At 52.7% G+C, this 23228-nt stretch carries 25 protein-coding genes and 3 tRNA genes; 13 read left to right on the forward strand and 15 right to left on the reverse strand.

The genetic code is table 11. The annotated features are described in order from the left end of the window. Window positions 1-26 precede the first annotated feature (26 nt). Window positions 27-695: a YecA family protein gene (locus ACOQH0_RS13915; protein WP_010432448.1), complete on the reverse strand. Its 669-nt coding sequence runs from the start codon at window positions 693-695 to the stop codon at window positions 27-29. Between the two features lie 427 nt (window positions 696-1122). On the opposite strand from ACOQH0_RS13915, the gene ACOQH0_RS13920 reads away from it, so the two are divergent. From ACOQH0_RS13920 to ACOQH0_RS13950, 7 genes are all read left to right on the forward strand, one after another. Then, a complete protein-coding gene (locus ACOQH0_RS13920; protein ID WP_421510598.1) occupies window positions 1123-2244 on the forward strand; it encodes a branched-chain amino acid ABC transporter substrate-binding protein in 1122 nt (373 codons plus the stop codon). Window positions 2245-2343: 99 nt separating this feature from the next. Further along, a complete protein-coding gene (locus ACOQH0_RS13925) occupies window positions 2344-3258 on the forward strand; it encodes an ABC transporter permease subunit (protein WP_421512356.1) in 915 nt (304 codons plus the stop codon). Between the two features lie 11 nt (window positions 3259-3269). Further along, complete coding sequence (gene livM / locus ACOQH0_RS13930; RefSeq protein ID WP_421512357.1) at window positions 3270-4544, forward strand: high-affinity branched-chain amino acid ABC transporter permease LivM; 1275 nt, start codon at window positions 3270-3272, stop codon at window positions 4542-4544. Then, window positions 4541-5416, forward strand: a complete 876-nt coding sequence (locus tag ACOQH0_RS13935; protein ID WP_421510600.1) for an ATP-binding cassette domain-containing protein — start codon at window positions 4541-4543, stop codon at window positions 5414-5416. Before livM ends, ACOQH0_RS13935 begins: the two co-directional genes overlap by 4 nt. An 8-nt stretch (window positions 5417-5424) precedes the next feature. Further along, window positions 5425-6129, forward strand: coding sequence for an ABC transporter ATP-binding protein (locus ACOQH0_RS13940; protein ID WP_421512358.1), 705 nt, complete (start codon window positions 5425-5427; stop codon window positions 6127-6129). Window positions 6130-6281: 152 nt separating this feature from the next. Continuing rightward, window positions 6282-6764 carry an Hcp family type VI secretion system effector gene (locus ACOQH0_RS13945; protein ID WP_089599498.1) on the forward strand — a complete coding sequence of 161 codons (483 nt, stop codon included), beginning with the start codon at window positions 6282-6284 and terminating at the stop codon, window positions 6762-6764. After that, window positions 6761-7240: a DUF2778 domain-containing protein gene (locus tag ACOQH0_RS13950; RefSeq protein ID WP_218307559.1), complete on the forward strand. Its 480-nt coding sequence runs from the start codon at window positions 6761-6763 to the stop codon at window positions 7238-7240. Before ACOQH0_RS13945 ends, ACOQH0_RS13950 begins: the two co-directional genes overlap by 4 nt. 457 nt (window positions 7241-7697) lie before the next feature. Here the strand turns inward: ACOQH0_RS13950 and ACOQH0_RS13955 are convergent. From ACOQH0_RS13955 to uvrY, 6 genes are all read right to left on the reverse strand, one after another. Continuing rightward, window positions 7698-7784, reverse strand: a tRNA-Leu gene (locus tag ACOQH0_RS13955). A gap of 11 nt (window positions 7785-7795) precedes the next feature. Next, window positions 7796-7869: transfer RNA gene (locus ACOQH0_RS13960), tRNA-Cys, on the reverse strand. A gap of 46 nt (window positions 7870-7915) precedes the next feature. Next, a tRNA-Gly gene (locus ACOQH0_RS13965) sits at window positions 7916-7991 on the reverse strand. Window positions 7992-8142: 151 nt separating this feature from the next. Beyond that, entirely contained in the window at window positions 8143-8691 is a 549-nt protein-coding gene (gene pgsA, locus ACOQH0_RS13970; RefSeq protein WP_006176115.1) for a CDP-diacylglycerol--glycerol-3-phosphate 3-phosphatidyltransferase, read from the reverse strand. Window positions 8692-8747: 56 nt separating this feature from the next. Further along, window positions 8748-10580, reverse strand: a complete 1833-nt coding sequence (uvrC, locus tag ACOQH0_RS13975) for an excinuclease ABC subunit UvrC (protein WP_421510602.1) — start codon at window positions 10578-10580, stop codon at window positions 8748-8750. Further along, window positions 10577-11233: a UvrY/SirA/GacA family response regulator transcription factor gene (uvrY, locus tag ACOQH0_RS13980; protein WP_089599504.1), complete on the reverse strand. Its 657-nt coding sequence runs from the start codon at window positions 11231-11233 to the stop codon at window positions 10577-10579. Before uvrY ends, uvrC begins: the two co-directional genes overlap by 4 nt. A gap of 285 nt (window positions 11234-11518) precedes the next feature. Between uvrY and ACOQH0_RS13985 the strand changes: the two genes are divergently transcribed. Together ACOQH0_RS13985 and ACOQH0_RS13990 are read left to right on the forward strand one after the other, a co-directional pair. Beyond that, window positions 11519-11713 carry a hypothetical protein gene (locus ACOQH0_RS13985; RefSeq protein ID WP_421510604.1) on the forward strand — a complete coding sequence of 65 codons (195 nt, stop codon included), beginning with the start codon at window positions 11519-11521 and terminating at the stop codon, window positions 11711-11713. Further along, window positions 11700-11924 (forward strand): DUF2594 family protein, encoded by a 225-nt coding sequence (locus tag ACOQH0_RS13990; protein ID WP_010432421.1) that lies wholly within the window; start codon window positions 11700-11702, stop codon window positions 11922-11924. Before ACOQH0_RS13985 ends, ACOQH0_RS13990 begins: the two co-directional genes overlap by 14 nt. A 65-nt stretch (window positions 11925-11989) precedes the next feature. Here ACOQH0_RS13990 and sdiA read toward each other — a convergent pair whose 3' ends face one another. The 8 genes from sdiA to ACOQH0_RS14030 all read right to left on the reverse strand — a co-directional run bounded on the left by sdiA (window position 11990) and on the right by ACOQH0_RS14030 (window position 19109). Beyond that, complete coding sequence (gene sdiA, locus ACOQH0_RS13995) at window positions 11990-12712, reverse strand: transcriptional regulator SdiA (protein WP_010432419.1); 723 nt, start codon at window positions 12710-12712, stop codon at window positions 11990-11992. 223 nt (window positions 12713-12935) lie between these two features. Beyond that, a complete protein-coding gene (gene tcyN / locus ACOQH0_RS14000; protein WP_421510605.1) occupies window positions 12936-13688 on the reverse strand; it encodes an L-cystine ABC transporter ATP-binding protein TcyN in 753 nt (250 codons plus the stop codon). After that, a complete protein-coding gene (gene tcyL / locus ACOQH0_RS14005; RefSeq protein WP_010432414.1) occupies window positions 13685-14353 on the reverse strand; it encodes a cystine ABC transporter permease in 669 nt (222 codons plus the stop codon). The genes tcyN and tcyL overlap by 4 nt, the downstream gene beginning before the upstream one ends. 21 nt (window positions 14354-14374) lie before the next feature. Then, window positions 14375-15361: a D-cysteine desulfhydrase gene (dcyD, locus tag ACOQH0_RS14010; RefSeq protein WP_421510606.1), complete on the reverse strand. Its 987-nt coding sequence runs from the start codon at window positions 15359-15361 to the stop codon at window positions 14375-14377. 107 nt (window positions 15362-15468) lie between these two features. Then, entirely contained in the window at window positions 15469-16269 is an 801-nt protein-coding gene (gene tcyJ / locus ACOQH0_RS14015; protein ID WP_010432408.1) for a cystine ABC transporter substrate-binding protein, read from the reverse strand. A gap of 86 nt (window positions 16270-16355) precedes the next feature. Continuing rightward, window positions 16356-16907: a flagella biosynthesis regulatory protein FliZ gene (fliZ, locus tag ACOQH0_RS14020; RefSeq protein ID WP_010432406.1), complete on the reverse strand. Its 552-nt coding sequence runs from the start codon at window positions 16905-16907 to the stop codon at window positions 16356-16358. A gap of 54 nt (window positions 16908-16961) precedes the next feature. Then, window positions 16962-17681 (reverse strand): RNA polymerase sigma factor FliA, encoded by a 720-nt coding sequence (locus ACOQH0_RS14025; protein WP_042714098.1) that lies wholly within the window; start codon window positions 17679-17681, stop codon window positions 16962-16964. Window positions 17682-17843: 162 nt separating this feature from the next. Continuing rightward, window positions 17844-19109 carry a FliC/FljB family flagellin gene (locus tag ACOQH0_RS14030; protein WP_089599450.1) on the reverse strand — a complete coding sequence of 422 codons (1266 nt, stop codon included), beginning with the start codon at window positions 19107-19109 and terminating at the stop codon, window positions 17844-17846. 269 nt (window positions 19110-19378) lie between these two features. Here ACOQH0_RS14030 and fliD point away from each other — a divergent pair, with 269 nt between their 5' ends. The 4 genes from fliD (at window position 19379) to amyA (ending at window position 23189) form a co-directional block, all read left to right on the forward strand. Beyond that, window positions 19379-20791: a flagellar filament capping protein FliD gene (gene fliD / locus ACOQH0_RS14035; protein WP_010432396.1), complete on the forward strand. Its 1413-nt coding sequence runs from the start codon at window positions 19379-19381 to the stop codon at window positions 20789-20791. A 30-nt stretch (window positions 20792-20821) separates the two neighbouring features. Further along, window positions 20822-21232: a flagellar export chaperone FliS gene (gene fliS, locus ACOQH0_RS14040; RefSeq protein WP_421510608.1), complete on the forward strand. Its 411-nt coding sequence runs from the start codon at window positions 20822-20824 to the stop codon at window positions 21230-21232. Further along, entirely contained in the window at window positions 21232-21603 is a 372-nt protein-coding gene (gene fliT / locus ACOQH0_RS14045; RefSeq protein WP_010432391.1) for a flagella biosynthesis regulatory protein FliT, read from the forward strand. Before fliS ends, fliT begins: the two co-directional genes overlap by 1 nt. Before the next feature lie 98 nt (window positions 21604-21701). Next, the gene (amyA, locus tag ACOQH0_RS14050) at window positions 21702-23189 is read left to right on the forward strand and encodes an alpha-amylase (RefSeq protein ID WP_010432389.1); all 1488 of its coding nucleotides are present in this window, start codon (window positions 21702-21704) and stop codon (window positions 23187-23189) included. The last annotated feature ends 39 nt before the right edge of the window (window positions 23190-23228 follow it).

A 23228-nucleotide genomic window follows, 5' to 3' on the forward strand; every position in this document is an offset into this window, starting at 1 on the left:
GGGGCTACGATTAGCCCCTTTCTTTATTAATGCAAACAACAGCTCTTGAACTTCTTCCCGCTGCCGCACGGACAAGGATCGTTACGCCCGACCTTCGTGCCGTTAATAATCGGTTTTTGTGTTTCCTGCTGCTGCGGGTTAGCAACCCAGTAGTTGTATAAACGCAGCGCCGCGGGCTGGATGCTCTCGATGCTGGCGGTATACTCCTCTTCGGTCAGTTCATCCAGCTTTTCGCTGCCCTCTTCCGTCCCGTGCAGCGCAATCACATCCAGATCGGCTTTCAGTTCGTCAGGCAGTGACGACCAGTCGGTCAGCGCCACGCCGCGCATGTAGCCATAGCACCACTCTTCAACCACGGTGTAGCTTTGGCCATCAACGTCGTTAAAACCAAACATGGGCTCGAACTGATCCGGATACTCGCTCAGGCGCTCAGCAATGTCGTTCATATGCTTAAAGCAGAGATCGATAAAACGGTTCATTTCACGATCGTTTTTCCAGCGCGGAATGTACTTCTCGCCGCCCCAAACCGCTACCAGCCAGGCATCGGGTTCAACCACCCTTGGGCCGGAAAGCACTGCGGTAAGCATGCCGTCCAGTTCGGACACGTCAATCACGGACGCATCGTCATGACCGTAAGACATTAACGTCTCTTCCAGCCACTCCATTTCGCTTTCATTTAATGGGCCTTCAGTCATTGCTGACACTCCTGATAAAAAAAGGAAAAGATCCTAACACATATCGTACGCCTTTCCTGGCTGAAGTTGAGGTCTTTATTGCTGCAAAAACGTGCAAATCGTGACCCTTGCACAACTTATGGGCTTTGTTGTTAACGAGATGTGATCTCCGCTGTAATTTCAGTGCGTCCCGCGAGGCAGCGTAAATCGGCGCTCTATACTCAACTATGTCGCAACCCGGTCAATGGGTTAACCATTCTGGCAACGATTTTGCTTAATGTTCTGCGCGCAAATTGCGCATGGAAACCTCGCCGTATTAAGCAGGATGTGGCCTGGATTTTGTTCGTTTAGTGCATGTTGTTCTCGATCTTATTTATAGATTGGCTGCGCCGTAGGGCGTTTGGGTTGACGCCGTGGTGCAAAAACCTCTTTGCTAAGGAACACAATAATGTCGCTGAAATTTATCAGAAGTCCCCTTTCTCTTGTGTTAGCCGGTTGTCTGGTGACGGCATTTTCCGCCCAGGCCGATATTGTGATTGGCGTGGCCGGGCCGTTTACAGGCCCAAATGCCACCTATGGCGATCAGTACTGGCATGGCGCAACGCAGGCCGCAGAAGACATTAACGCCGCGGGAGGGATCAACGGTGAGAAAATTAAGCTGGTTCAGGGAGATGATGCCTGCGAGCCTAAACAGGCTGTTGCCGTCGCCAACCGTTTAGTCGACCAGGACAAAGTCAATGCGGTTGTCGGCCATTTCTGCTCCTCTTCCACCATGCCCGCCTCCGAGGTGTATAGCGATGCGGGCATTATTGCCATCACCCCCGGTTCGACTAACCCCCTCATTACCGAGCGCGGAATGAGCGATATGTTCCGCATGTGCGGCCGGGACGATCAGCAGGGGCAAGTCGCCAGCGACTTCATCATCGATAAGCTGAAGGCCAAACGTGTAGTGATCATTCACGATAAAGACACCTACGGTCAGGGGTTGGCGGACGCCACCAAAGCGGCGCTTGCCAAACGCGGCGTGAAGGATGTGATGTATGAAGGCTTATCACGTGGGGAAAAAGACTTTAACGCGCTGGTAACGAAAATTGGCGCGCAAAAACCGGACGTGGTGTTCTTCGGGGGCTGCCACCCTGAAGCGGGCCCGCTGGTGCGCCAGATGCGTGAACAGGGCGTACAGGCGAAATTCTTCTCAGGGGACTGTATCGTCAATGAAGAGATGGTCACCGCCGCGGGTGGCCCGCAGTACACCAACGGTATCTACATGACCTTTGGTAAAGATCCGCGACTGATCCCGGATGGTAAAGCGGTGATTGAGAAATTCCGCGCCGGTAAATTCGAACCAGAAGGCTATACCCTTTACTCCTATGCCTCCGTCCAGGCCATTGCCGCCGCCTTCAAGGCCACCGGAGGCAAAGACTCTGCCAAAGCCAGCGAGTGGCTGAAAGCGAACGCCGTCGACACGGTGATGGGCAAAAAAGCCTGGGACAGCAAAGGCGATCTGAAAGTGTCTGACTACGTGGTTTATCAGTGGGACGACAAGGGAAAATATAAGGAAGTGCAGTAACGGGACGGAGTCACGCTCAACGTCGGCAGGTTCGCCTGCCGACGCGGAATACACATCGGGCTGCACGCGTCGTGCGGCCTATAAAAAGAGCGCGCGATGATGAGTACATTCTTCCTGCAACAGTTAATCAACGGATTAACGCTGGGCTCCGTCTACGGCTTAATCGCCATCGGTTACACCATGGTGTACGGCATCATTGGCATGATCAACTTCGCCCATGGCGAAGTGTATATGATCTCGGCCTATCTCTGCGCCATCGGGCTGGCCCTGCTGTCATTCTTCGGTCTTGAGTCGTTTCCCCTGCTGATTCTGGGCACGCTGGCGTTCACCATCGTGGTGACGGGCGTGTATGGCTGGACTATCGAACGCATCGCCTATAAACCCCTGCGAAACTCCACCCGACTGGCACCGCTGATCTCCGCCATCGGGATGTCGCTGATTTTGCAAAACTACGCCCAGCTGAGCCAGGGGCCCCGCCAGCAAGGCGTGCCAACCATGCTGGACGGCGTACTTCGCGTACATCTGGGAGAAGGTTTCGTCCAAATCACCTACACCAAAATCTTTATTCTGATCGCCTCGTTCGCGGGCATGCTGCTGCTCACGTGGATAATCAGCCATACCCGGCTGGGGCGGATGTGTCGTGCGGTGCAGCAGGATCGCAAAATGGCCTCCATTCTGGGGATCAATACCGACAGGATCATTTCGCTGGTCTTTGTGATCGGCGCGGCGATGGCCGGGCTGGCGGGGGTATTGATTACCATGAACTATGGCACCTTTGATTTCTACGTGGGCTTTGTCATCGGTATAAAAGCCTTTACGGCGGCGGTGCTGGGCGGCATCGGCTCTCTGCCGGGCGCCATGCTCGGCGGGTTGATTCTGGGAGTGGCGGAAGCGCAATTCTCCGGGATGGTGAACTCGGATTATAAAGACGTGTTCTCGTTTGGGCTGCTGGTATTGATCCTGATTTTCAGTCCTCAGGGTCTGCTGGGCCGCCCTGTCGTGGCGAAGGTGTGAGGGTGAAGACGATGACATCTGCCGGTTTCTCCCTTAAACGCTGCATTCTGGATTCCGTATTTTCCGGGCTAGTTGCCTTGATTATCTTTGGCCCTATCGCTGGCGTAGTTCTCGACGGTTACAGCTTTAACTTTGCCGGACAACGGCTGGCGTGGATGATTGCCATCGTCATGCTGGGCCGTTTTTTGCTGAGCATCTTCCTGCAGACCGCCCCCGGTGCGCGTTTCCAGGCGAGGTTTGAAGCGGACAGCGCAGGGGTGTATGTCCGCCCTCCCGGATACAAGAGCCGCATGCGTTGGATTATTCCGCTGGTTATTACGCTTGCGATCTGCTTTCCGTTTGTGGCGACCAAATACGTGCTGACCGTTGCCATTCTGGGGCTGATCTATGTTCTGCTCGGCCTCGGGCTGAATATTGTGGTCGGCCTTGCGGGGCTGTTGGATCTGGGGTATGTCGCCTTTTACGCGATTGGCGCGTATGGCCTCGCGCTGGGGTATCAGTATCTGGGGTTAGGGTTCTGGAGCATGCTGCCGCTGGCAGCGCTGATGGCCGCCGCCGCCGGTGTGCTGCTTGGCTTCCCGGTGCTTCGCATGCATGGCGATTATCTGGCAATCGTGACGCTCGGGTTTGGCGAGATTATCCGCCTGGTGCTCAATAACTGGCTGACCTTCACTGGCGGCCCAAATGGCGTTTCAGCCCCTGCCCCCACCTTTTTTGGTCTGGAGTTTGGCCGACGCGCCAAAGAAGGCGGCGTCCCCTTCCACGAGTTTTTCCATCTGACCTATAACCCAAACATGAAGTTTATCTTTATTTACGCCGTGCTGTTTTTGGTGGTGTTGATGGTGCTCTACATCAAGCACCGCCTGACGCGAATGCCGATTGGACGGGCGTGGGAGGCATTACGAGAAGATGAAATTGCCTGCCGCTCAATGGGTCTTAATCACGTGCTTGTGAAGCTTTCTGCTTTTACGCTGGGCGCATCAACGGCCGGGATTGCGGGGGTTTTCTTCGCCACCTATCAGGGGTTTGTTAATCCCACCTCCTTTACCTTTTTTGAATCCGCACTGATTCTGGCCATCGTGGTGCTGGGCGGGATGGGTTCAACGCTGGGCGTTGTGCTGGCCGCCTTTGTCCTGACCGTCACGCCGGAACTGCTGCGCAGTTTTGCGGAGTATCGCGTCCTGCTGTTTGGCGTGTTGATGGTGGTCATGATGATCTGGCGTCCGCGCGGTTTGATCCGCATTAACCGCAGCGGCTATGCCGTGCGTAAGGGGGTCGCGCCATGAACGGAACCATATTACACGTTGAGCACCTGATGATGCACTTTGGCGGGATTAAAGCGTTAAATGACGTCAACCTTGATGTACAACGCGGGTCGATTACCGCCCTCATCGGGCCTAACGGCGCGGGGAAAACAACCGTGTTTAACTGCCTGACGGGCTTCTACAGGGCGTCCGGCGGAAATATCTTATTCAACACCCGCAGTAAAACCACCAATGTGATTCAGGTTCTCGGTCAAAAATTCCAGCCCGGTGACTGGATTAACCCAGCCCGGTTAGGGTCGCGTCTTTTCTACAAAATGTTCGGTGGAACACACCTGGTAAACCGCGCGGGTCTTGCGCGCACATTCCAGAATATCCGCCTGTTTCGCGAGATGTCGGTCGTCGAAAACCTGCTGGTTGCACAGCATATGCGTGTAAATCGCAATCTCCTCGCCGGTGTGCTCAACACCCCCGCCTATCGTCGGGCGGAAAGTGATGCTCTCGATCGTGCATTTTACTGGCTGGAAGTGGTGGACCTGGTGGACTGCGCCAATCGCCTCGCGGGCGAAATGTCTTACGGTCAACAGCGACGCCTCGAAATCGCCCGGGCAATGTGTACGGGTCCGGAGATGATCTGCCTTGATGAACCTGCCGCAGGCCTGAACCCGGTGGAAACGCACAAGTTAAGTTGCATTATCCGTTTTCTGCGCGACCACCACGACATCACGGTATTACTGATTGAGCATGATATGGGAATGGTCATGGAGATTTCGGACGACATTATTGTGCTCGACCACGGAGATGTCATTGCGCGGGGGAAACCCGAGCAGATCCAGCACGATGAAAAAGTGATCGCCGCCTACCTGGGCACCGACGAAAGCGAGGTTAACCTGTGAACGAGACGATGCTGGAATTTCGGGAGGTGGACGTTTTCTACGGCGTGATCCAGGCGCTGAAACAGGTTTCCCTTGAGGTTAACAAAGGCGAAACCGTGGCGTTGATTGGCGCTAACGGTGCAGGAAAGTCGACATTATTGATGTCTATCTTTGGTCAACCCCGGGTCCGTAGTGGACAGATCCTGTTTTGCGGAGAGGATATCAGCCATAAATCCACCCACTACGTCGCGTCCGGCGGTATCGCCCAGGCGCCCGAAGGACGGCGTATCTTCCCGGATATGACGGTGGAAGAGAACCTGCTGATGGGCACCATCCCGATTGGAAACCAGTTTGCATCTGAAGATATGCAAAGCATGTTCGACCTTTTCCCCCGCCTCAAGGAGCGGCGTAAACAGCGGGCAATGACCATGTCCGGCGGAGAACAGCAGATGCTGGCGATTGCGCGGGCCTTAATGAGCCGCCCTAAGCTACTGCTGCTGGATGAACCCAGCCTGGGATTGGCCCCTATCGCGGTAAAACAGATTTTCCAGACGCTGCGCGAGCTGGCACGCAACGGCATGACCATTTTTCTGGTTGAGCAGAATGCGCACCACGCGTTGAAGCTGTCTGATCGCGGGTATGTGATGGTTAACGGACAGATCCGGCTGAGCGGCAGCGGCGAGGAGCTGCTGGGGGATCCGGAGGTGAGGAAGGCGTATCTGGGTGGGGTGTGATTTGATACAAGAATACCGTTAAAATATTTTCATATAAATAACAATATCTTATTCACGTAAGATATAGCACGCAATGCCTTGAGAAGGCCTGAGTTTGTTGATTTATTAGTCTCTGACGATCACGTCAAACTCACTGAAAAGGAGCTTTCAGAATGGCTATACCCGCATATCTTTGGCTTAAAGATGACGGAGGTACAGACATCAAAGGGTCTGTTGATGTTCAGTACCGCGAAGGTAGTATTGAGGTTCTTGGATTTGGACATGGCTTACACCTTCCTACTGATAGCGCAACCGGAAAAATTACAGGTACGCGAGTTCACTCCGCATTACACTTTGAAAAAGAATTCGATTCATCAAGTCCTTATCTCTATAAAGCGGTGGCGCAAGGGCAGACGTTACAATCAGCGGAATTTAAGTGGTACAGGATCAACGACGCTGGGCAGGAAGTTGAATACTTCAATATGTATCTTGAAGGGGTAAAAGTGGTTTCTGTGTGCCCCGTTATGCACGATGTGAAAGATCCTGCGACTGAAAAGCACAACCATCTTGAAAGCATATCTTTGCGTTATGAACGCATCACCTGGAAACACTGCGACGGTAACATACTATTTTCTGATTCGTGGGCAGAAAGATGATTCGTTGCTATTTTCATATCAATAACGGACAACTCTCTTCGTTAAGTTGTCCTGGGGTGGGTTTCTTTGCTGCCTACTCAGGCAATAAAGGGAAGCACAGGAACAATCCAGACTCAATAGCAATCCCAAAAAGGGGGCCTCTTCCGCCGGGGAAGTACTACATCGTCACGCGCTCGCGGGGAGGATGGAATACAAGACTTAACGATTTGTATAAAACGGTAGAAAGTGGTTCAGATCGCAATCTGTGGTTTGCCCTTTTTCGCGAAGATGAACGAATTGATGACAGTTCGTTTATTGGTAAGGTCGAGCGTGGAGCATTTCGTCTGCACCCTGCAGGCCATAACGGAAACAGCGATGGATGTATTTCTATAGTTTCGTTATCCGACTACATGATCCTCTGGAGGGCGCTCATTAAATCGCCACCAGTCATGGTTACAGCCCAGTTGAGGGCGTTTGGCACAATACAGGTATATTGATGAAACCTCTGTCACAGGTACTTATCTGGTATGCAGAACTTACTACCCTCTTCATATTATATTCTGTGTTTTGCTACTTTATGCCCGATTTGGAGATTTATGGATGGTATGTAGAAAAGTATGGCTATGTCATGGAGGAAGACTTTCTTGATTACTACACGTTGGTTTTATTCACAGTTGCGATCTTAACCACTACTTTTATCATCTGGATAGTTGCGCTATTGCGTCAAAAACGGTCGAAACGAATGGGTAAAAACGCTGTTGCAGACTCTACTCGATAACGATTGTAAGATCGAAATGTGAGAAGCCTCAGATCAAAAACCTGGAGGCTTTTCTTTTTTAAGTGAAAGAAATCAAACAATTGATATTCTGAAGGCATGCAGATGTAATAAAAAAACCGCCTTAATGGGCGGTTTCACGACACTGCTTATTGCTTTGATTATTCTTTGCTTTCCCATGGTAGCCGGAGTGGGACTTGAACCCACACAGCGCGAACGCCGAGGGATTTTAAATCCCTTGTGTCTACCGATTCCACCATCCGGCCAGGGAAGAAAGTGGAGGCGCGTTCCGGAGTCGAACCGGACTAGACGGATTTGCAATCCGCTACATAACCGCTTTGCTAACGCGCCGTAAAACTTTTTAAACTGACACCCGCTGTTGCGCATGTCTTTAATCTGGAGCGGGAAACGAGACTCGAACTCGCGACCCCGACCTTGGCAAGGTCGTGCTCTACCAACTGAGCTATTCCCGCATGTCATCAAGTTGTTTCTAACCACTTGATTTCATTATCGTCCGGCTAGCTGTGCCGCCGTTCGATGCGTTGCATTCTACTGATATGTCGTTTTGAGTCAACGTTATTTTTTGCATCCCCGGATCGTTTGCTGAAAATTACGTCGAAACGATCACTGTTCAAGCAAATCTCCGCGCGCCGCGTTCAAATACTGCAGCATTGACCACAGCGTCAGTACCGCGGCAACCCACAGAAGACCAATTCCCGCCCACTCAACCCAGGCGTTTGGACGCCACAGCATCCAGACCAGCGCCGCCATCTGCGCCGTTGTTTTGACCTTACCAATCCAGGATACCGCCACGCTGCTGCGTTTACCCAACTCCGCCATCCACTCCCGCAGCGCAGAGATGATAATTTCGCGGCCAATCATCGTTGCCGCGGGCAGCGTGACCCACCAGGTGTGGTAATGTTCAGCCACCAGCACCATCGCGATCGCCACCATGACTTTATCGGCCACCGGGTCGAGGAACGCGCCAAAGCGAGTGCTTTGATTCCAGCGACGCGCCAGATAACCGTCGAACCAGTCGGTTACCGCAGCGACCAGGAAAATAAGTGCGCAGGCAAAAGGCGCCCAGACGACCGGCAGGTAAAACGCCAGTACAAAGAACGGGATAAGCACGACGCGAAAAAGAGTGAGCAACGTAGGGATATTAAATCGCATAATGACGGTAACTGTCTGTTGTCAGTAAAATTTAGCTCTATGTTGCTACAGAGCCCTCAATGTTTCAACGAGTAGTAGATCTTTTCTGCCAGCCCTTGCGAAATACCCGGCACTTTTGCAATTTCCTCCATGCTGGCATTGAGTAATCCTTGCAATCCGCCCATATACTTCAGCAGCATTTGACGACGTTTTGGTCCAACGCCTTCGATGGTCTCCAGCGTGCTGGTGTTTTTGACCTTCGCCCGTTTTTTACGGTGGCCACTGATCGCGTGATCGTGCGATTCGTCGCGGATATGCTGGATCACATGCAGCGCGGGCGAATCCGGCGGCAGGTTAAAGCCCTCACCTTCCGGCTCAAAGAAAAGCGTTTCCAGACCCGCTTTACGATCCGCCCCTTTCGCCACGCCCAACAGCAGCGGATGGTTTTTATCCCACTCGACCTCGAGTGATTCAAACACCGCCTTCGCCTGCCCGAGCTGCCCTTTTCCGCCGTCGATAAGGATCACGTCCGGGATCTTGCTCTCTTCGATGGCTTTACCATAACGTCGACGCAGCACCTGGTTCATCGCGGCGTAATCATCCCCCGGCGTGATCCCGGTAATGTTATAGCGGCGATACTCCGCCCGCAGCGGACCGTTGGCATCAAACACTACGCAGGAGGCTACGGTCTGCTCCCCCATCGTATGGCTGATGTCAAAACACTCCATACGTTTCACTTCCGGCAGCTTCAGAAGCGTAGCAAGTGCGGTTAAACGCTGGCTGACCGTCGACTGCTGGGACAGTTTGGTCGTCAGCGCCGTCGCCGCGTTGGTGCGTGCCAGCTTCAAATAGCGTGCGCGGTCACCGCGCGGTTTCGTCTGGACGTTCACCCGACGCCCGGCCAGTTCAGAGAGGGAATCCGCCAGCAGGGTTTTATCGTCGAGATTGAAATCAAGCAGGATCTCGGAGGGTAACGTGCGCATCTGACTACCCTGAAGATAGAACTGTCCAACAAATGTCTCGACCACTTCACCCAGCTCCGTGCCGCCCGGTACTTTCGGGAAGTAGCTGCGGCTGCCGAGCACTTTACCCTGGCGAATGAACAGAACGTGAACGCAGGCCAGCCCGTTGTCAAAGGCCACGCCAATCACGTCCAGATCGTCACCGGTATTGGACACAAACTGCTTTTCGGTAACGCGGCGTACGGCCTGAATTTGGTCACGAATGCGCGCAGCCTCTTCAAACTCCAGCGCCGCGCTGGCTTTCTCCATCCGCGCGATAAGCTGGGTGAGAACCTGATCGTCTTTCCCCGCGAGGAACAGGCGAACATAGTCCACCTGCTGGGCATACTCTTCTTCGCTGACCAGACCCGCTACGCACGGCCCCAGACAGCGACCAATCTGGTACTGCAGGCACGGACGCGAGCGGTTACGGTAAACGCTGTTTTCACACTGGCGGATCGGGAAGATTTTTTGCAGCAGCGCCAGCGTTTCTCGCACGGCATAACCGTTCGGGAACGGGCCGAAATATTCACCCTTCGCATGCTTCGCGCCCCTGTGCATCGCCAGACGCGGATGGGTATCCCCGCTCAGGAAAATAAAGGGATAGGATTTATCATCACGCAGCAACACGTTGTAGCGGGGCTGATACAGTTTGATGTAGTTATGTTCAAGCAGCAGCGCTTCCGTCTCGGTGTGGGTGACGGTGACATCAATATTCTGAATGAGTGCGACCAGCGCTTCGGTTTTGCGGGAGGCAAGATTGCTGCGGAAATAGCTGGAAAGGCGTTTTTTGAGATCTTTCGCCTTACCCACATAGATAACCGTACCGCCAGCGTCATACATGCGATACACGCCTGGCTGGCTGGTGACGGTTTTTAGAAATGCTTTTGAATCGAACGCTTCATTCACTGACTTATTAACGACTCCGCATTACACAGACCATGACGAATGGCCAGGTGAGTCAGCTCGACATCACCGTGAATGTTCAGTTTACTGAACATCCGATAGCGGTAGCTGTTCACCGTTTTCGGGCTGAGATTCAGTTGTTCAGAGATCTCATTCACTTTCTGACCTTTGGTGATCATCAGCATAATCTGCAACTCGCGCTCAGACAAACTGGCAAACGGCGATTCCGTTTTTTCAGGTTCAATCTGGCTCAATGCCATCTGTTGTGCAATGTCTGAGGCGATGTAGCGCTGCCCGGCAAACACGGAGCGAATCGCATTCACAACTTCCTGTGGTGCGGCGCCTTTACTCAGATACCCGGCGGCCCCCGCCTGCATAACTTTCGCGGGCAGCGGGTTTTCGGTATGTACGGTCAGCATGATGACTTTGGTATCAACAAAGGTACGGGCGATTTTACGTGTTGCTTCAAGCCCACCAATGCCGGGCATGTTCATATCCATCAACACCACGTCGGCCGAGTTTGAGCGACACCATTTCACGGCATCTTCACCACAGCAGGCCTCACCGGCAACTTTAATACCCTTTATATCTTCAAGAATGCGTCGTATCCCTGCGCGCACCAGTTCGTGGTCATCAACAAGAAGGACGTTGATCAAAGGAAATGTCTCCAGAATAGGGATAACGCTACTGACTACTTATTGCGTTTATATTAACGGTTTTCCTCGCAAGATTAAAACGTTAAAAAACGTGCTATACGATTACGCTCTCGTTTTTGGAAATTAGCCTGTACAGCAAGTGGAAAGAAAACCCATGCGGTATGGGCTTTTGCGTCTATTTTTAAGCATCTGTATTCAAAAAGTTACAAAAAACAGGCACGCTACATCGGCTTAAAAACAGTTCTAAACTTTTTGTAACAACAATTAACGGCAAACGAACCGGCGATGACAATAATTGTGAATATCGCAGAGGAGACATTACCTGTGGGTATTGTTTACGTAAATAAACAAAATGCGGAAAAGTACGAAAAACAACCACTGCTTTTTTTGTCACGGCTTGTGGTATACTCCGCGGCCTTGACTTTCATCGTCGCGCTCGAGCGCTGTTTTATATTGAGGAAAATAAATGAGCTCACCTGATTTCGCCACTGCGGAAAATAACCAAGAACTGGCACAGGAAGTAAACTGTCTGAAAGCGCTGCTGACGCTCATGTTACAGGCAATGGGTCAGGCTGATGCGGGCCGTGTGATCCTTAAGATGGAAAAACAAATCGCGCAGATGGAAGACCAGGCTGAATCAGCCGTATTCGCCAACACCGTTAAGCAGATTAAACAAGCTTACCGTCAGTAAAAAAAACGGCTGGATGCGGTGCATTCAGCCGTTATCTCGTCTGTCACGCAGAACGTGTTGTCTCTTCAGATCAGTCCTGTCGCCGCTGCATAACAGGCAATCTGCGTCTTGTTTGGCGCGTTAAATTTCTTCTGCATATTCTTTTGATGGAAATTAACCGTATTCTCAGATATCGAGAGAATAATCGCTATTTCTGCAGACGTCTTTCCTTCCGCAGTCCACTTCAGAATTTCCCGCTCACGCTTGCTGAATTTCATTTCAGGCGGCATGACCATCTCATGTTCAAAACGCAACAGAGACGTTAAGGCCATTTGAACCAGCATTTGCAGGCGCAACTCTATTTCTTCGCCGCTTAACTTATCCGCCTGTGCGCTAGTACGTGATACAGACAGGAAACCGAGCGCGTGATTAGGCAGCATCAAACACTGTGTAATTCCCGTACGCAAACCGTGATCCCGCGCGCCGTCCCACAGTGCCTGAGCATCAGCGAATAATTCATCCGTCCAGGGTAAATGCCCCTGAATGAAATTCTCTGGTTTCAGCACCGGATCGATGGCGAAAAAATTCTCTGACTTATATTGCGCCATCCATTCCTGCGGATAACTGGTTTGGACCGAAATCCGGGGGCGCGTAAAGGGGACAGGATGACGAACGCAAAGTGAGAAATAATCAAATTCGAGTGCCTGCGTTTGTCGCTGAAGTTCTTGATATACCTCATCGGCACAGGACATTTCCTGAAACCGGAGGAAGCAATCCCGTCGCCAGTTGAAAAAGTCTGAATCCCTCATACTTACCGAATGAAGCCTCTGATAAAGATAATCATTATTATGGTGAATATAACCTAACACATAAACCTTATTTATTTATACAAAATATCGTCCAACGCACCTGAATCTTTAGATTTAATACGGTTAATCTGAACACGGGTGGAATAAAAAAACTACGAACACGCGTTTAGAGGCGAATAATTTGCCCCAGAAGAAGAATCTGGAGCAAATTACGGCAAAAATGCTACTGCATGAGGAATTTTTCGAGGAACTGGCGGGTCCGGGGCTGTTGCGGGTTCGCAAACAAGCTTTTCGCTGGCCCTTGCTCAACAATGCGGCCCTGATCCATAAAAATAGCCCGGTCTGCAACATCACGCGCAAAGCTCATTTCGTGAGTCACAATCACCATTGTCCGTTTTTCCTGCGCCAGTTGGCGAATGGTGTTAAGCACCTCCCCTACCAGCTCGGGATCGAGCGCGGAGGTGGGCTCATCGAATAGGATCACATCCGGACGCATCGCCAGCGCGCGCGCAATGGCCACACGCTGCTGCTGTCCACCCGAAAGACGGCGCGGGTAGCTGGTTTCTTTACCTGCCAGCCCAACCTTCGCCAGCAGCTCGCGTGCGCGGGTGGTGGCCTCTCCTTTTGGCTCCCCCTTCACGATGACCGGCCCTTCAATAATATTTTCCAGCACCGTACGGTGCGGGAAAAGGTTGAAGTTCTGGAAAACAAAACCGACATGCTGACGTAGACGGCGAATTAAGCCTTTCTGCTGGCTAATGGATTTCCCGGTATCAATCGTAATATCCCCTACGCGGATCGTTCCGCCTTCAGGCTGTTCAAGGAGATTAATACTGCGCAGCAGCGTGGTTTTCCCCGAGCCACTCGGCCCGATGATCGCCACCACTTCGCCCTGCTCCACTTCCAGATCGATACCGTGGAGCACGGTTTGTCCGTGGAATTTTTTCACCAGGTTTTTAACGTCGATTGCACTCATTTCGGATCACGCTCCTGGCGGTTAAGCTGGTTTTCAAAATAGTTCTGCAGGGCGGAAAGCACCGTCGCCATCACCCAGTAAATCAGCGAGGCCGCCAGATACATCGTGAACACTTCCAGCGTCCGCGAGGTGATCAGCTGCGCCTGTCGGAAAAGCTCCGGCACCTGAATGGTGGCCGCCAGCGACGTATCTTTTACCAGGCTGATAAAGCTGTTGCTCAACGGCGGTAACGCTACGCGCGCGGCCTGGGGCAATATCGCCCGACGCAGGGTTTGCCACGGCGTCATCCCGATACTGGCTGCCGCCTCCCACTGCCCTTTATCAATGGAGGAGATTGCCGCACGCAGGGTTTCGGAAGTGTAGGCAGCGGTATTTAACGACAGACCGATCATCGCCGCCGGGATGGGATCAAGCTCAATACCGAACTGCGGCAAACCGTAGTAGATCATAAAGAGCTGGGCGATAAGGGGCGTGCCGCGGAATACAGAGATGTAAAAACGCGCCAGCCAGCGTACCGGCAAGACGGGCGACATGCGCATTAACGCCAGAACAAACCCAAGCACCAGGCCGAAGAACATCCCTCCGATACTGAGCTGAAGCGTAAACACCGCCCCCTTAAGCAGGAACGGCAGTGAATCAATAACCAGCTGAATACTTTCGTGCATTATTATTTTTCGACCTGATTTTTAGACATGAGGATGATAGGCAAACAGCGCAGGCGCCCCGCCAGTGTGAACAAACAAAATCGGTCCTTCATCCTTAAAGCGCTTCTGTGCAATGCCGTCTATCAGCCCCGCCATCGCCTTACCGGTATAGACCGGATCGAGCAGAATGCCTTCGAGGCGTGCCAGCAATTTCACCGCTTCCATCCCCTCTTCATTTGGCGTGCCGTAGCCCGGCGCAAAATAGTCATCCCAGAGCAGAATGTCAGCCCTGGCTTTCAGCTCCAGTTGTTCTGCCACCGCCTGCTGTAAAGTAACCACTTTCGGCTTCTGATCCGCAACGCTGCGGGAGACCGTCACGCCAATCAGCTCGACATCCGGCAGCAGTTGCTCCAGCCCCACCGCCAGCCCGGCATGGGTTCCGGCGCTACCGGAGGCGACAACGACAGAAGAGAGATTCACCGCGCCCTCGCATTGCTGAGCAATTTCCAGCGCGCTTTCTACATAGCCCAATGCGCCCAGCGCGTTCGACCCGCCGACAGGAATAACGTATGGACGAAAACCCTGCGCTTCCAGACGCGTGGCCAGTTCGTCGAGCTGCGCGGTCGGGTCGGTCAGGGCGTCGACCATCTCGACCTGCACGTTAAACAGATCCAACAGGAGACGGTTACCGTTCGTGAGATAGTTTTCTGCGTGCGTTCCAATAGGGTTTTCCAGCAGCGCAACGCAGTGCAGGCCAAGTTTTGCCGCCACCGCCGCCGTCTGGCGCACGTGATTAGACTGAATCGCCCCTGCGGTGATCAGCGTGTCCGCCCCTTCGCGCAGCGCGTCTGCCGCCAGAAACTCCAGCTTGCGCAGCTTATTGCCGCCCATCGCCATCGGCGTCACGTCATCGCGCTTGACGAAAATGTCGCGTCCTAAATAATCAGAAAATCGGGGTAAATACTCCAGCGGCGTGGGCGCGCCGATAAACTCCAGGCGGGGAAAGCGCGTTAAATTCTGCAGTGACATGGTTCCTCCGGTAACGCTAATTCATATGATATTTTTCATTATGCACGCAGACGCGTAAGAAATAAAAAAGGCGCTTTTAAAAGCGCCTTTTTTTATGGGTCAAAGACTTATTTGGTGACGTCAGCGCCGAACCATTTCTCAGAAAGCGCTTTCAGGCTACCGTCTTTCTGCATGTCAGCAATCGCGGAATCGATCGCTTTCACCAGGTCTTCGTTACCTTTACGAATGGCGATACCGGCTTCCTGACGAGAGAACGCATCACCCGCAACGGCCAGGGTATTGTTGGTTTTCTTCACCAGATCCAGCGCGGCCAGGCGGTCAACCAGAATGGCGTCGATACGGCCCACGCGCAGATCCTGGTATTTGGTCGGGTCATCATCATAGGTACGGATGTCCACGCCCTGCACGTTCTGGCGCAGCCACTCTTCGTAGTTGGTACCCAGACCGACGCCGACTTTCTTCCCTTTCAGGTCCGCAGCCGTTTTAATCCCGCCTTCGTTACCTTTCTTCACCAGCGCCTGAATACCGGACACGGTGTACGGCGTGGAGAAGTCATACTTCTTCTTACGCTCGTCAGAAATGGTCACCTGGTTGATCACCACATCAATACGTTTTGAATCCAGCGACGCCAGCATACCGTCCCATTTGGTCGGTTTCAGGGACGCTTTCACGCCAAGGTGCTTCGCCAGTTCTTCCGCAAATTCCACTTCGAAACCGGTCAGTTTACCGTCGTCGCCCTGGTAGCTGAACGGAGGATAGGTTCCTTCCAGCCCCACCAGCAGCGTGCCACGCTCTTTTACTTTATTCAGCAGGTTTTCCGCGGCGAACGTTTTCACGCTCATGCCCGCAACCAGCGCAACGGCCATAACACCCATCAGCGCCTGACGACCCAGAAGTGCAAATTTCATAAATACCCCGATATAGTGGAATTTTTACGTAGTGTAGAGAAATCGCCTGCAACGTCAAAGGCGACTGCGCTACATCTTATTCTTTTTTAATATATATCAGAAGTTGTTCCGGCGTGGGCTTTCTGCTTCACGACACCCGGCATCTGTACCTTGTATTGCGCATACTTGCGCAGCGCAATCCGGTAGTTGTTGGTGCTGGTCGCAGGCAGCCACGGCTCCAGATTTTCATCCAGATAACCGGTTTTCAGCAGGTCGCGAGAAATATTGTTGACGGTCAGATGTTGCCCAAGACGACGCAGGCGAACCACATATTCACGAACGGTGCCATGGCTCATCTCCGTTTGTTCAAACAGGAATTGCTTGAAGCCGATAATATCGAAGAAGTCGCTTTGCTCTTTGCAGTGGAGATCGCCACAGAAACGGCAAAGCGCCACCCACTCTTTTTGCTCTTCGAGCCAGGCGGCCTCATCCATTAACGTGTCGAGGCGGGATATCGCGATTTTGTTCACGATTTCGCCACGACGAACCAGCGTGATACGGTCGAGTAATTTATTACAGTGGGCGCAATGCGTCTGGCTGTGTTTAAAGTCTTTCAGGTAGCGGCTTAAAGGCCGTCTTTTAGATTGCTGCACCGTCATGATAACTCCTGGTTGTCAATACGTTGTGCGGCATTTCCGAGGTGAATCAATCACCTATAACTTACCCAGTTTCGTGCGTAAGCGCTTGATGGCCTGGCTGTGCAGCTGGCTAACCCGAGACTCCCCCACCTCCAGTACCGCGCCAATCTCCTTGAGATTGAGCTCTTCCTGGTAATAGAGGGTCAACACCAGCTGTTCGCGCTCTGGTAAAGCTTCAATCGCTTCCATCACGCGCTGGCGTAAATTCCCTTCCATTAAATGGTGTAACGGGTTTTCTTGCTGATGCTCATCCGTCACCAGCTCGATGCTATCGCCATGCTCTTCGCGCCACTCATCGTAAGAGAAGAGTTGGCTATTATTGGTATCGAGCAACATCTGACGATACTCTTCAACAGCGATCCCAAGACGCTCAGCCACTTCGGTTTCCGTCGCGTTGCGTCCCAGTTCCTGTTCCAGCTGCCCCATCGCATGCGCCACTTCGCGCGCGTTGCGGCGAACACTGCGCGGCACCCAGTCTCGGCTGCGCAGCTCGTCCAGCATCGCCCCACGAATACGCTGAACTGCGTAAGTCGTAAATGCCGTTCCTTGCAGAGCGTCGTATCGGTCAACTGCATTCAATAACCCGATACCGCCCGCCTGTAGCAGATCGTCCAGTTCCACGCTCGCCGGCAAACGCACCTGGAGGCGCAATGCTTCGTGACGCACCAGCGGAACATAACGCTGCCACAGCGAGTGTTTATCCATTACACCATCAGCGGTATAGAGTGAATTCACGATAAACAGCCCTGCGTTAATTGAGTTATCGGCATGATTATCCGATTCTGCAGGGGTTTCAATTGGGTGAATAGTGGGTGAAATGAGGGGTTATTTGGGGGGTTATGCAAATAGCGCTAAATAAAAACCCCGCCGAAGCGGGGTTTAAGCATTATCAGGCGATTAGCCCTGCAGCAGAGACAGAACCTGCTGAGGAACCTGGTTAGCTTTGGACAGCACGGAGTTACCGGCCTGCTGGATGATCTGCGCTTTAGACATATTTGACACTTCGGTCGCATAGTCAGCGTCCTGAATACGGGACTGCGCTTCAGACAGGTTGGTGGTGGTGTTGTTCAGGTTGGTTACAGCAGAGCTCAGACGGTTCTGTACCGCACCCAGTGAAGAACGGAATTTATCAACAGACGCGATAGCTTTGTCCAGCAGAGCCAGTGGATCTGCAGTAGACACGCCTTTGAACTCGCCCGCAGCGTTCAGGGTAACAGTCTGTGCGTTGTTCAGGGTACCGCCCGCGCCGCCATCAGCGATAGCAGCAGCAGTCAGGGAGTAGTTTTTACCCTGAACTTCAGCGTAACCTGCAGCAGCGCCAGCAGCGTCTGCGCCAACTTTAACTGCAACACCAGTCAGAGTACCGGTACCACCGTTAGCATCGGTATAGGTGATGTCAGCGGTGTTCACTTTCACGCTGCCAGTTGCATCGTCAACAGACACAGCGTAGTTGTCAGAACCAGAAGAAACCACGTAGCTGGTAGTAGATGCGCCAGCTGGAGTCTGCACGTTGTGCAGAGTCAGGCTCTTCGCGTCCACGCCCAGAGTAGTAGCAACCGCGCTCAGGTCAACATCTTTCAGAGCACCGCTCGCGCCAACCTGAGTGATAGAATCGCTCAGTTTCAGTGCGTTGTTAGAAACGGAGAAGCCGTTCAGACCCAGAGTAGAAGAGTCGATCTGCTGCAGGTCGATGGAGATAGTCTGGCCGTCGTTTGCACCAACCTGAATCGCCATAGAACCGTTTTTAGCCAGTACGTTCACGCCGTTGAACTGAGTCTGACCGGATACGCGGTCGATTTCAGACAGACGGGATTTGATTTCGTCCTGGATTGACGTCAGGTCAGAATCAGAGTTAGTACCGGTCGTTGCCTGAACGGTCAGTTCACGAACACGCTGCAGGTTGTTGTTGATTTCAGACAGCGCGCCTTCAGTGGTCTGTGCCAGAGAGATACCGTCGTTAGCGTTACGTGCAGCCTGAGTCAGACCTTTGATGTTAGACGTGAAGCGGTTAGCGATAGCCTGGCCCGCAGCATCATCTTTAGCGCTGTTGATACGCAGACCGGAAGACAGACGCTCAATAGAAGAAGACAGAGCAGACTGGTTCTTGTTGATGTTGTTCTGAGTGATCAGCGAGAGGCTGTTGGTATTAATGACTTGTGCCATGATTTCGATTCCTGTTGTTCATCAAATCTGTTTGGTTAGATTTGGGTTTCCACCCTTCGGCTTCATCGCCGTCAAAGGTGTTATCGTCTGGTCCAAAACAACCTTTAGATTTTTTTTCAGGATCTCGATAATTTTTTTAGCCACGGAAATACTCTTCTCTATTACCGTTATTCCCGCCATTAAAAAAAAGAAATTAACCGTAAACTTTCACGCATAAAGGCCGATAACCCCACTATTCGTTCTACGTGTCGATAGATTAAGGAATAAATATGGCAAGTATTTCATCATTGGGGATTGGTTCGGGTCTTAAGTTAGCAGACATTCTGGATAGTCTCACCACGGCCGAAAAAGCGCAGCTGACGCCGATTTCCAAACAGCAGACATCCTATACCGCCAAGCTTAGCGCTTACGGCACGTTGAAGAGTTCGCTGGAAGCGTTTCAGACCGCCAACACCGCGCTGAATAAAGCTGACCTGTTTACGGCCACCAGCACGGCGAGCAGTACCACGGCATTCAGCGCGACCACGACGGGCAGCGCCATTGCGGGTAAATACACCATTAGCGTCTCTCAGCTGGCGCAGGCGCAGACGCTGACCACTAAAAATACCCAGGCGGATACCAAAACTGCCATTGCCACCGCGGACAGCAAAATTACCTTTACCGCGGGCAACGGTAAAGATCCGGTGACGGTTGATATCAGCGCGGCAAACTCCTCGCTGACCGGCATTCGTGATGCCATCAACAAAGCGGATGCGGGCGTGACCGCCAGTATTATTAACGTCGGTAATGGCCAGTATCGTCTGTCTATTACCTCTACCGAAACCGGTGCAGATAACGCGGTCAGCATCAGCGTGAGTGGCGACAGCGCCCTGCAATCCTTTATGGGTTACAACGGCACCAGCACCGACGCCAGCAACGGCATGACGGAAAGCGTTACCGCGCAGAACGCCAAGCTGAAGGTCAACAACGTTGATATCGAAAACAGCAGCAACACCATCAGCGATGCGCTGGAAGATATCACCCTGAACCTGAATGACGTCACCACCGGTAACCAGACGCTGACGATCACCAAAGATACGTCTAAAGCCGAAACGGCAATGAAAGCCTGGGTGGATGCTTACAACACCCTGCAGGACAGCTTTGCAACCTTAACCAAATATACGGCGGTGGATGCAGGCACAGATGCACAGGATTCCAGCAACGGCGCCCTGCTGGGTGACAGCACGCTGCGTACGATCCAGACCCAGCTGAAAACCATGCTGAGCAATACCGTGGGCGGTACCACGTATAAAACGCTGTCGTCACTGGGCATTACCACTGACCCAAGCTCAGGAAAACTGGAGCTGGATAGCGATAAGATGAAAAAAGCGCTGACGGACAACCCGACTGCCGTTAAAGATCTGGTTGTGGGTGACGGTAAAACCACCGGCATCACCACCACGATGGCCACCCAACTGACTGACTGGCTCTCCAGCAAAGGGATTATCCAGGCGGCAAAAGATGGCGTCAGCAAAACGCTGAACAAGCTTACCGATCAATACAACGCCGTGAGCGAGCGTATTGACGCGCGCGTGGCACAGTACAAAGCCCAGTTTACCCAGCTGGACGTACTGATGACTTCGCTGAACAACACCAGCAGCTACCTGACGCAGCAGTTTGAAAATACGTCCAGCAGCAAGTAGTAAACGCTAAACGAACCCGAGGGGGATAACATGTACGGCGCAAAAGGCACGCAAGCCTACGCAAAAATAGAGGTTGAAAGCGCGGTGATGAGCGCCAGCCAGCAACAGCTGGTTATCATGCTATTTGATGGAGCCCTCAGCGCGCTGGTTCGCGCGCGTCTGTTCCTGCAAGACGGTAATATTCCGGCAAAGGGGTTAGCACTCTCGAAAGCCATCAACATTATTGAAAACGGGCTGAAGGTTGGCCTGGTGGACAATAACGGTGATGAGCTTACGCAAAACCTGATTGCCCTTTATGCCTATATGGTACGTCGCCTCCTGCACGCCAACGTGAATAACGACGCCAGCGCCATCGAAGAGGTGGAAACATTGCTGCGCAATATCGCTTACGGGTGGAAGGAGGTTGCGGGTACGCCACAACTGATGCAGGACGCCGTCTAATGAGTAATGCACCGCAACTCTATACCCTTTATCAGCAACTCCTTGAGCAGAGCCAGTTGATGTTGCGACTGGCTCGCCAGGGTTTATGGGATGATCTCATTACTTGTGAAACCGATTATGTCAATGCGGTGCACTCGCTGGCTCGTCTTACGCAGGAAGCGGAACCCTCTGCACAAATGCAGGAGCAACTTCGACCGACTCTGCGCGTGATCCTCGACAATGAAAGCCAGGTGAAAACATTGCTGCAGTCCAGAATGAATGAACTGGCGAAAATGGTGGGGCAATCCTCCATTCAGAAAACCGTTCTTTCCACCTACAGCAACCAGGGCGGTCATGTCCTGGTCCCGCAAAGTAGTAGCGATCTCAATTAGCCATGTAGCTGGCGAACGAACGTTTCCCGCTTCGTTCGCCAGGCATTTCTGCAAAACGTACTCCATACTTGAGTTTCGCGACCTCATGGAGACGGTGCATGCGCAATCCAACCTTACTGCAATGCTTTCACTGGTATTACCCCGCTGGCGGTGAATTGTGGCGAGAAGTTACGGCTTTAGCCCCCAACCTCAACGAAATCGGCATTAACATGGTGTGGCTACCTCCGGCGTACAAAGGCGCATCGGGAGGATATTCGGTGGGCTACGACTCTTACGATCTGTTCGATCTCGGTGAATTCGATCAAAAAGGCGGCGTCGCCACCAAATACGGCGACAAAGCACAGCTGCTAGAGGCCATCGACGCGCTCAAAAGCAACCAAATCGCCGTGCTGTTGGATGTGGTGGTCAACCACAAAATGGGGGCGGACGAGAAAGAGCCGATCCGCGTGCAGCGCGTCAATGAACAAGACCGTACGCAAATCGACGATGAAATCATCGAGTGTGAGGCCTGGACGCGCTATACCTTCCCTGCCCGCGCGGGGAAATATTCGCAGTTTATCTGGGATTACAAATGCTTCAGCGGCATCGACCACATTGAAAACCCCGATGAAGATAATATCTTCAAAATCGTCAACGACTACACCGGCGAAGGCTGGAACGATCAGGTCGACGACGAGATGGGCAATTTCGACTACCTGATGGGCGAGAACATCGATTTTCGCAATCATGCCGTGACCGAGGAGATCAAATACTGGGCGCGCTGGGTGATGGAGCAAACGCAGTGTGACGGTTTTCGACTGGATGCCGTAAAACATATTCCGGCTTGGTTTTACAAGGAGTGGATTGAGCACGTGCAGGAGGTAGCGCCGCAACCGCTGTTTGTTGTCGCGGAATACTGGTCGCACGAGGTGGATAAACTGCAGAACTACATTAATCAGGTCGAGGGCAAAACCATGCTGTTCGATGCGCCGCTGCAGATGAAGTTCCACGAGGCGTCGCGTCAGGGGCGCGACTACGACATGAGCCAGATCTTCACCGGCACGCTGGTGGAAGCCGATCCGTTCCATGCGGTCACGCTGGTTGCCAACCACGACACCCAACCCCTGCAGGCGCTGGAAGCCCCGGTGGAAGCCTGGTTTAAACCGCTCGCCTATGCGTTAATTCTGCTGCGCGAAAACGGCGTGCCGAGCGTGTTCTATCCGGACCTCTTCGGTGCCAGCTACGACGATACGGGCGGAGACGGTAACACGTACCATATTGATATGCCCGTGATTGAACAACTGCATGAGCTGATCCTCGCCCGCCAGCGTTTTGCCCACGGCATTCAGACGCTATTTTTTGATCATCCTAACTGTATCGCGTTCAGCCGCAGCGGGACCGACGACGCGCCGGGCTGCGTGGTGGTCCTTTCCAATGGCGATGACGGGGAAAAAGTGATTTGTCTGGGCGAGAATTACGGCAATAAAACCTGGCGTGATTTTCTGGGCAATCGCGAGGAAACCGTGACCACAGCTGCGGATGGTGAAGGGACGTTCTTCTGTAACGGGGGAAGCGTCAGCGTGTGGGTCATAGAGGATGTGCTGTAGAAACGGGAAGCGTGCGGCCTGATGCCCTCACCCCGACCC

It is taken from the genome of Enterobacter sp. JS8-1 (assembly GCF_049187015.1).
GTDB classification, from domain to species: Bacteria; Pseudomonadota; Gammaproteobacteria; order Enterobacterales; family Enterobacteriaceae; genus Enterobacter; species Enterobacter mori.

Bases quoted from the DNA above. Each gene is read 5' to 3' on its own strand.
- ACOQH0_RS13915 (WP_010432448.1), bottom strand. From the start codon at position 695: ATGACTGAAGGCCCATTAAATGAAAGCGAAATGGAGTGGCTGGAAGAG.
- ACOQH0_RS14030 (WP_089599450.1), bottom strand. From the start codon at position 19,109: ATGGCACAAGTCATTAATACCAACAGCCTCTCGCTGATCACTCAGAAC.
- fliZ (WP_010432406.1), bottom strand. From the start codon at position 16,907: ATGACGGTGCAGCAATCTAAAAGACGGCCTTTAAGCCGCTACCTGAAA.
- tcyJ (WP_010432408.1), bottom strand. From the start codon at position 16,269: ATGAAATTTGCACTTCTGGGTCGTCAGGCGCTGATGGGTGTTATGGCC.
- ACOQH0_RS13935 (WP_421510600.1), top strand. From the start codon at position 4,541: ATGAACGGAACCATATTACACGTTGAGCACCTGATGATGCACTTTGGC.
- ACOQH0_RS13985 (WP_421510604.1), top strand. From the start codon at position 11,519: ATGACAATAATTGTGAATATCGCAGAGGAGACATTACCTGTGGGTATT.
- fliS (WP_421510608.1), top strand. From the start codon at position 20,822: ATGTACGGCGCAAAAGGCACGCAAGCCTACGCAAAAATAGAGGTTGAA.
- dcyD (WP_421510606.1), bottom strand. From the start codon at position 15,361: ATGTCACTGCAGAATTTAACGCGCTTTCCCCGCCTGGAGTTTATCGGC.
- tcyL (WP_010432414.1), bottom strand. From the start codon at position 14,353: ATGCACGAAAGTATTCAGCTGGTTATTGATTCACTGCCGTTCCTGCTT.
- ACOQH0_RS13950 (WP_218307559.1), top strand. From the start codon at position 6,761: ATGATTCGTTGCTATTTTCATATCAATAACGGACAACTCTCTTCGTTA.
- sdiA (WP_010432419.1), bottom strand. From the start codon at position 12,712: ATGAGGGATTCAGACTTTTTCAACTGGCGACGGGATTGCTTCCTCCGG.
- fliD (WP_010432396.1), top strand. From the start codon at position 19,379: ATGGCAAGTATTTCATCATTGGGGATTGGTTCGGGTCTTAAGTTAGCA.
- ACOQH0_RS13940 (WP_421512358.1), top strand. From the start codon at position 5,425: ATGCTGGAATTTCGGGAGGTGGACGTTTTCTACGGCGTGATCCAGGCG.
- tcyN (WP_421510605.1), bottom strand. From the start codon at position 13,688: ATGAGTGCAATCGACGTTAAAAACCTGGTGAAAAAATTCCACGGACAA.
- ACOQH0_RS13925 (WP_421512356.1), top strand. From the start codon at position 2,344: ATGAGTACATTCTTCCTGCAACAGTTAATCAACGGATTAACGCTGGGC.
- amyA (WP_010432389.1), top strand. From the start codon at position 21,702: ATGCGCAATCCAACCTTACTGCAATGCTTTCACTGGTATTACCCCGCT.
- pgsA (WP_006176115.1), bottom strand. From the start codon at position 8,691: ATGCGATTTAATATCCCTACGTTGCTCACTCTTTTTCGCGTCGTGCTT.
- livM (WP_421512357.1), top strand. From the start codon at position 3,270: ATGACATCTGCCGGTTTCTCCCTTAAACGCTGCATTCTGGATTCCGTA.
- ACOQH0_RS13945 (WP_089599498.1), top strand. From the start codon at position 6,282: ATGGCTATACCCGCATATCTTTGGCTTAAAGATGACGGAGGTACAGAC.
- ACOQH0_RS13990 (WP_010432421.1), top strand. From the start codon at position 11,700: ATGAGCTCACCTGATTTCGCCACTGCGGAAAATAACCAAGAACTGGCA.
- ACOQH0_RS13920 (WP_421510598.1), top strand. From the start codon at position 1,123: ATGTCGCTGAAATTTATCAGAAGTCCCCTTTCTCTTGTGTTAGCCGGT.
- fliT (WP_010432391.1), top strand. From the start codon at position 21,232: ATGAGTAATGCACCGCAACTCTATACCCTTTATCAGCAACTCCTTGAG.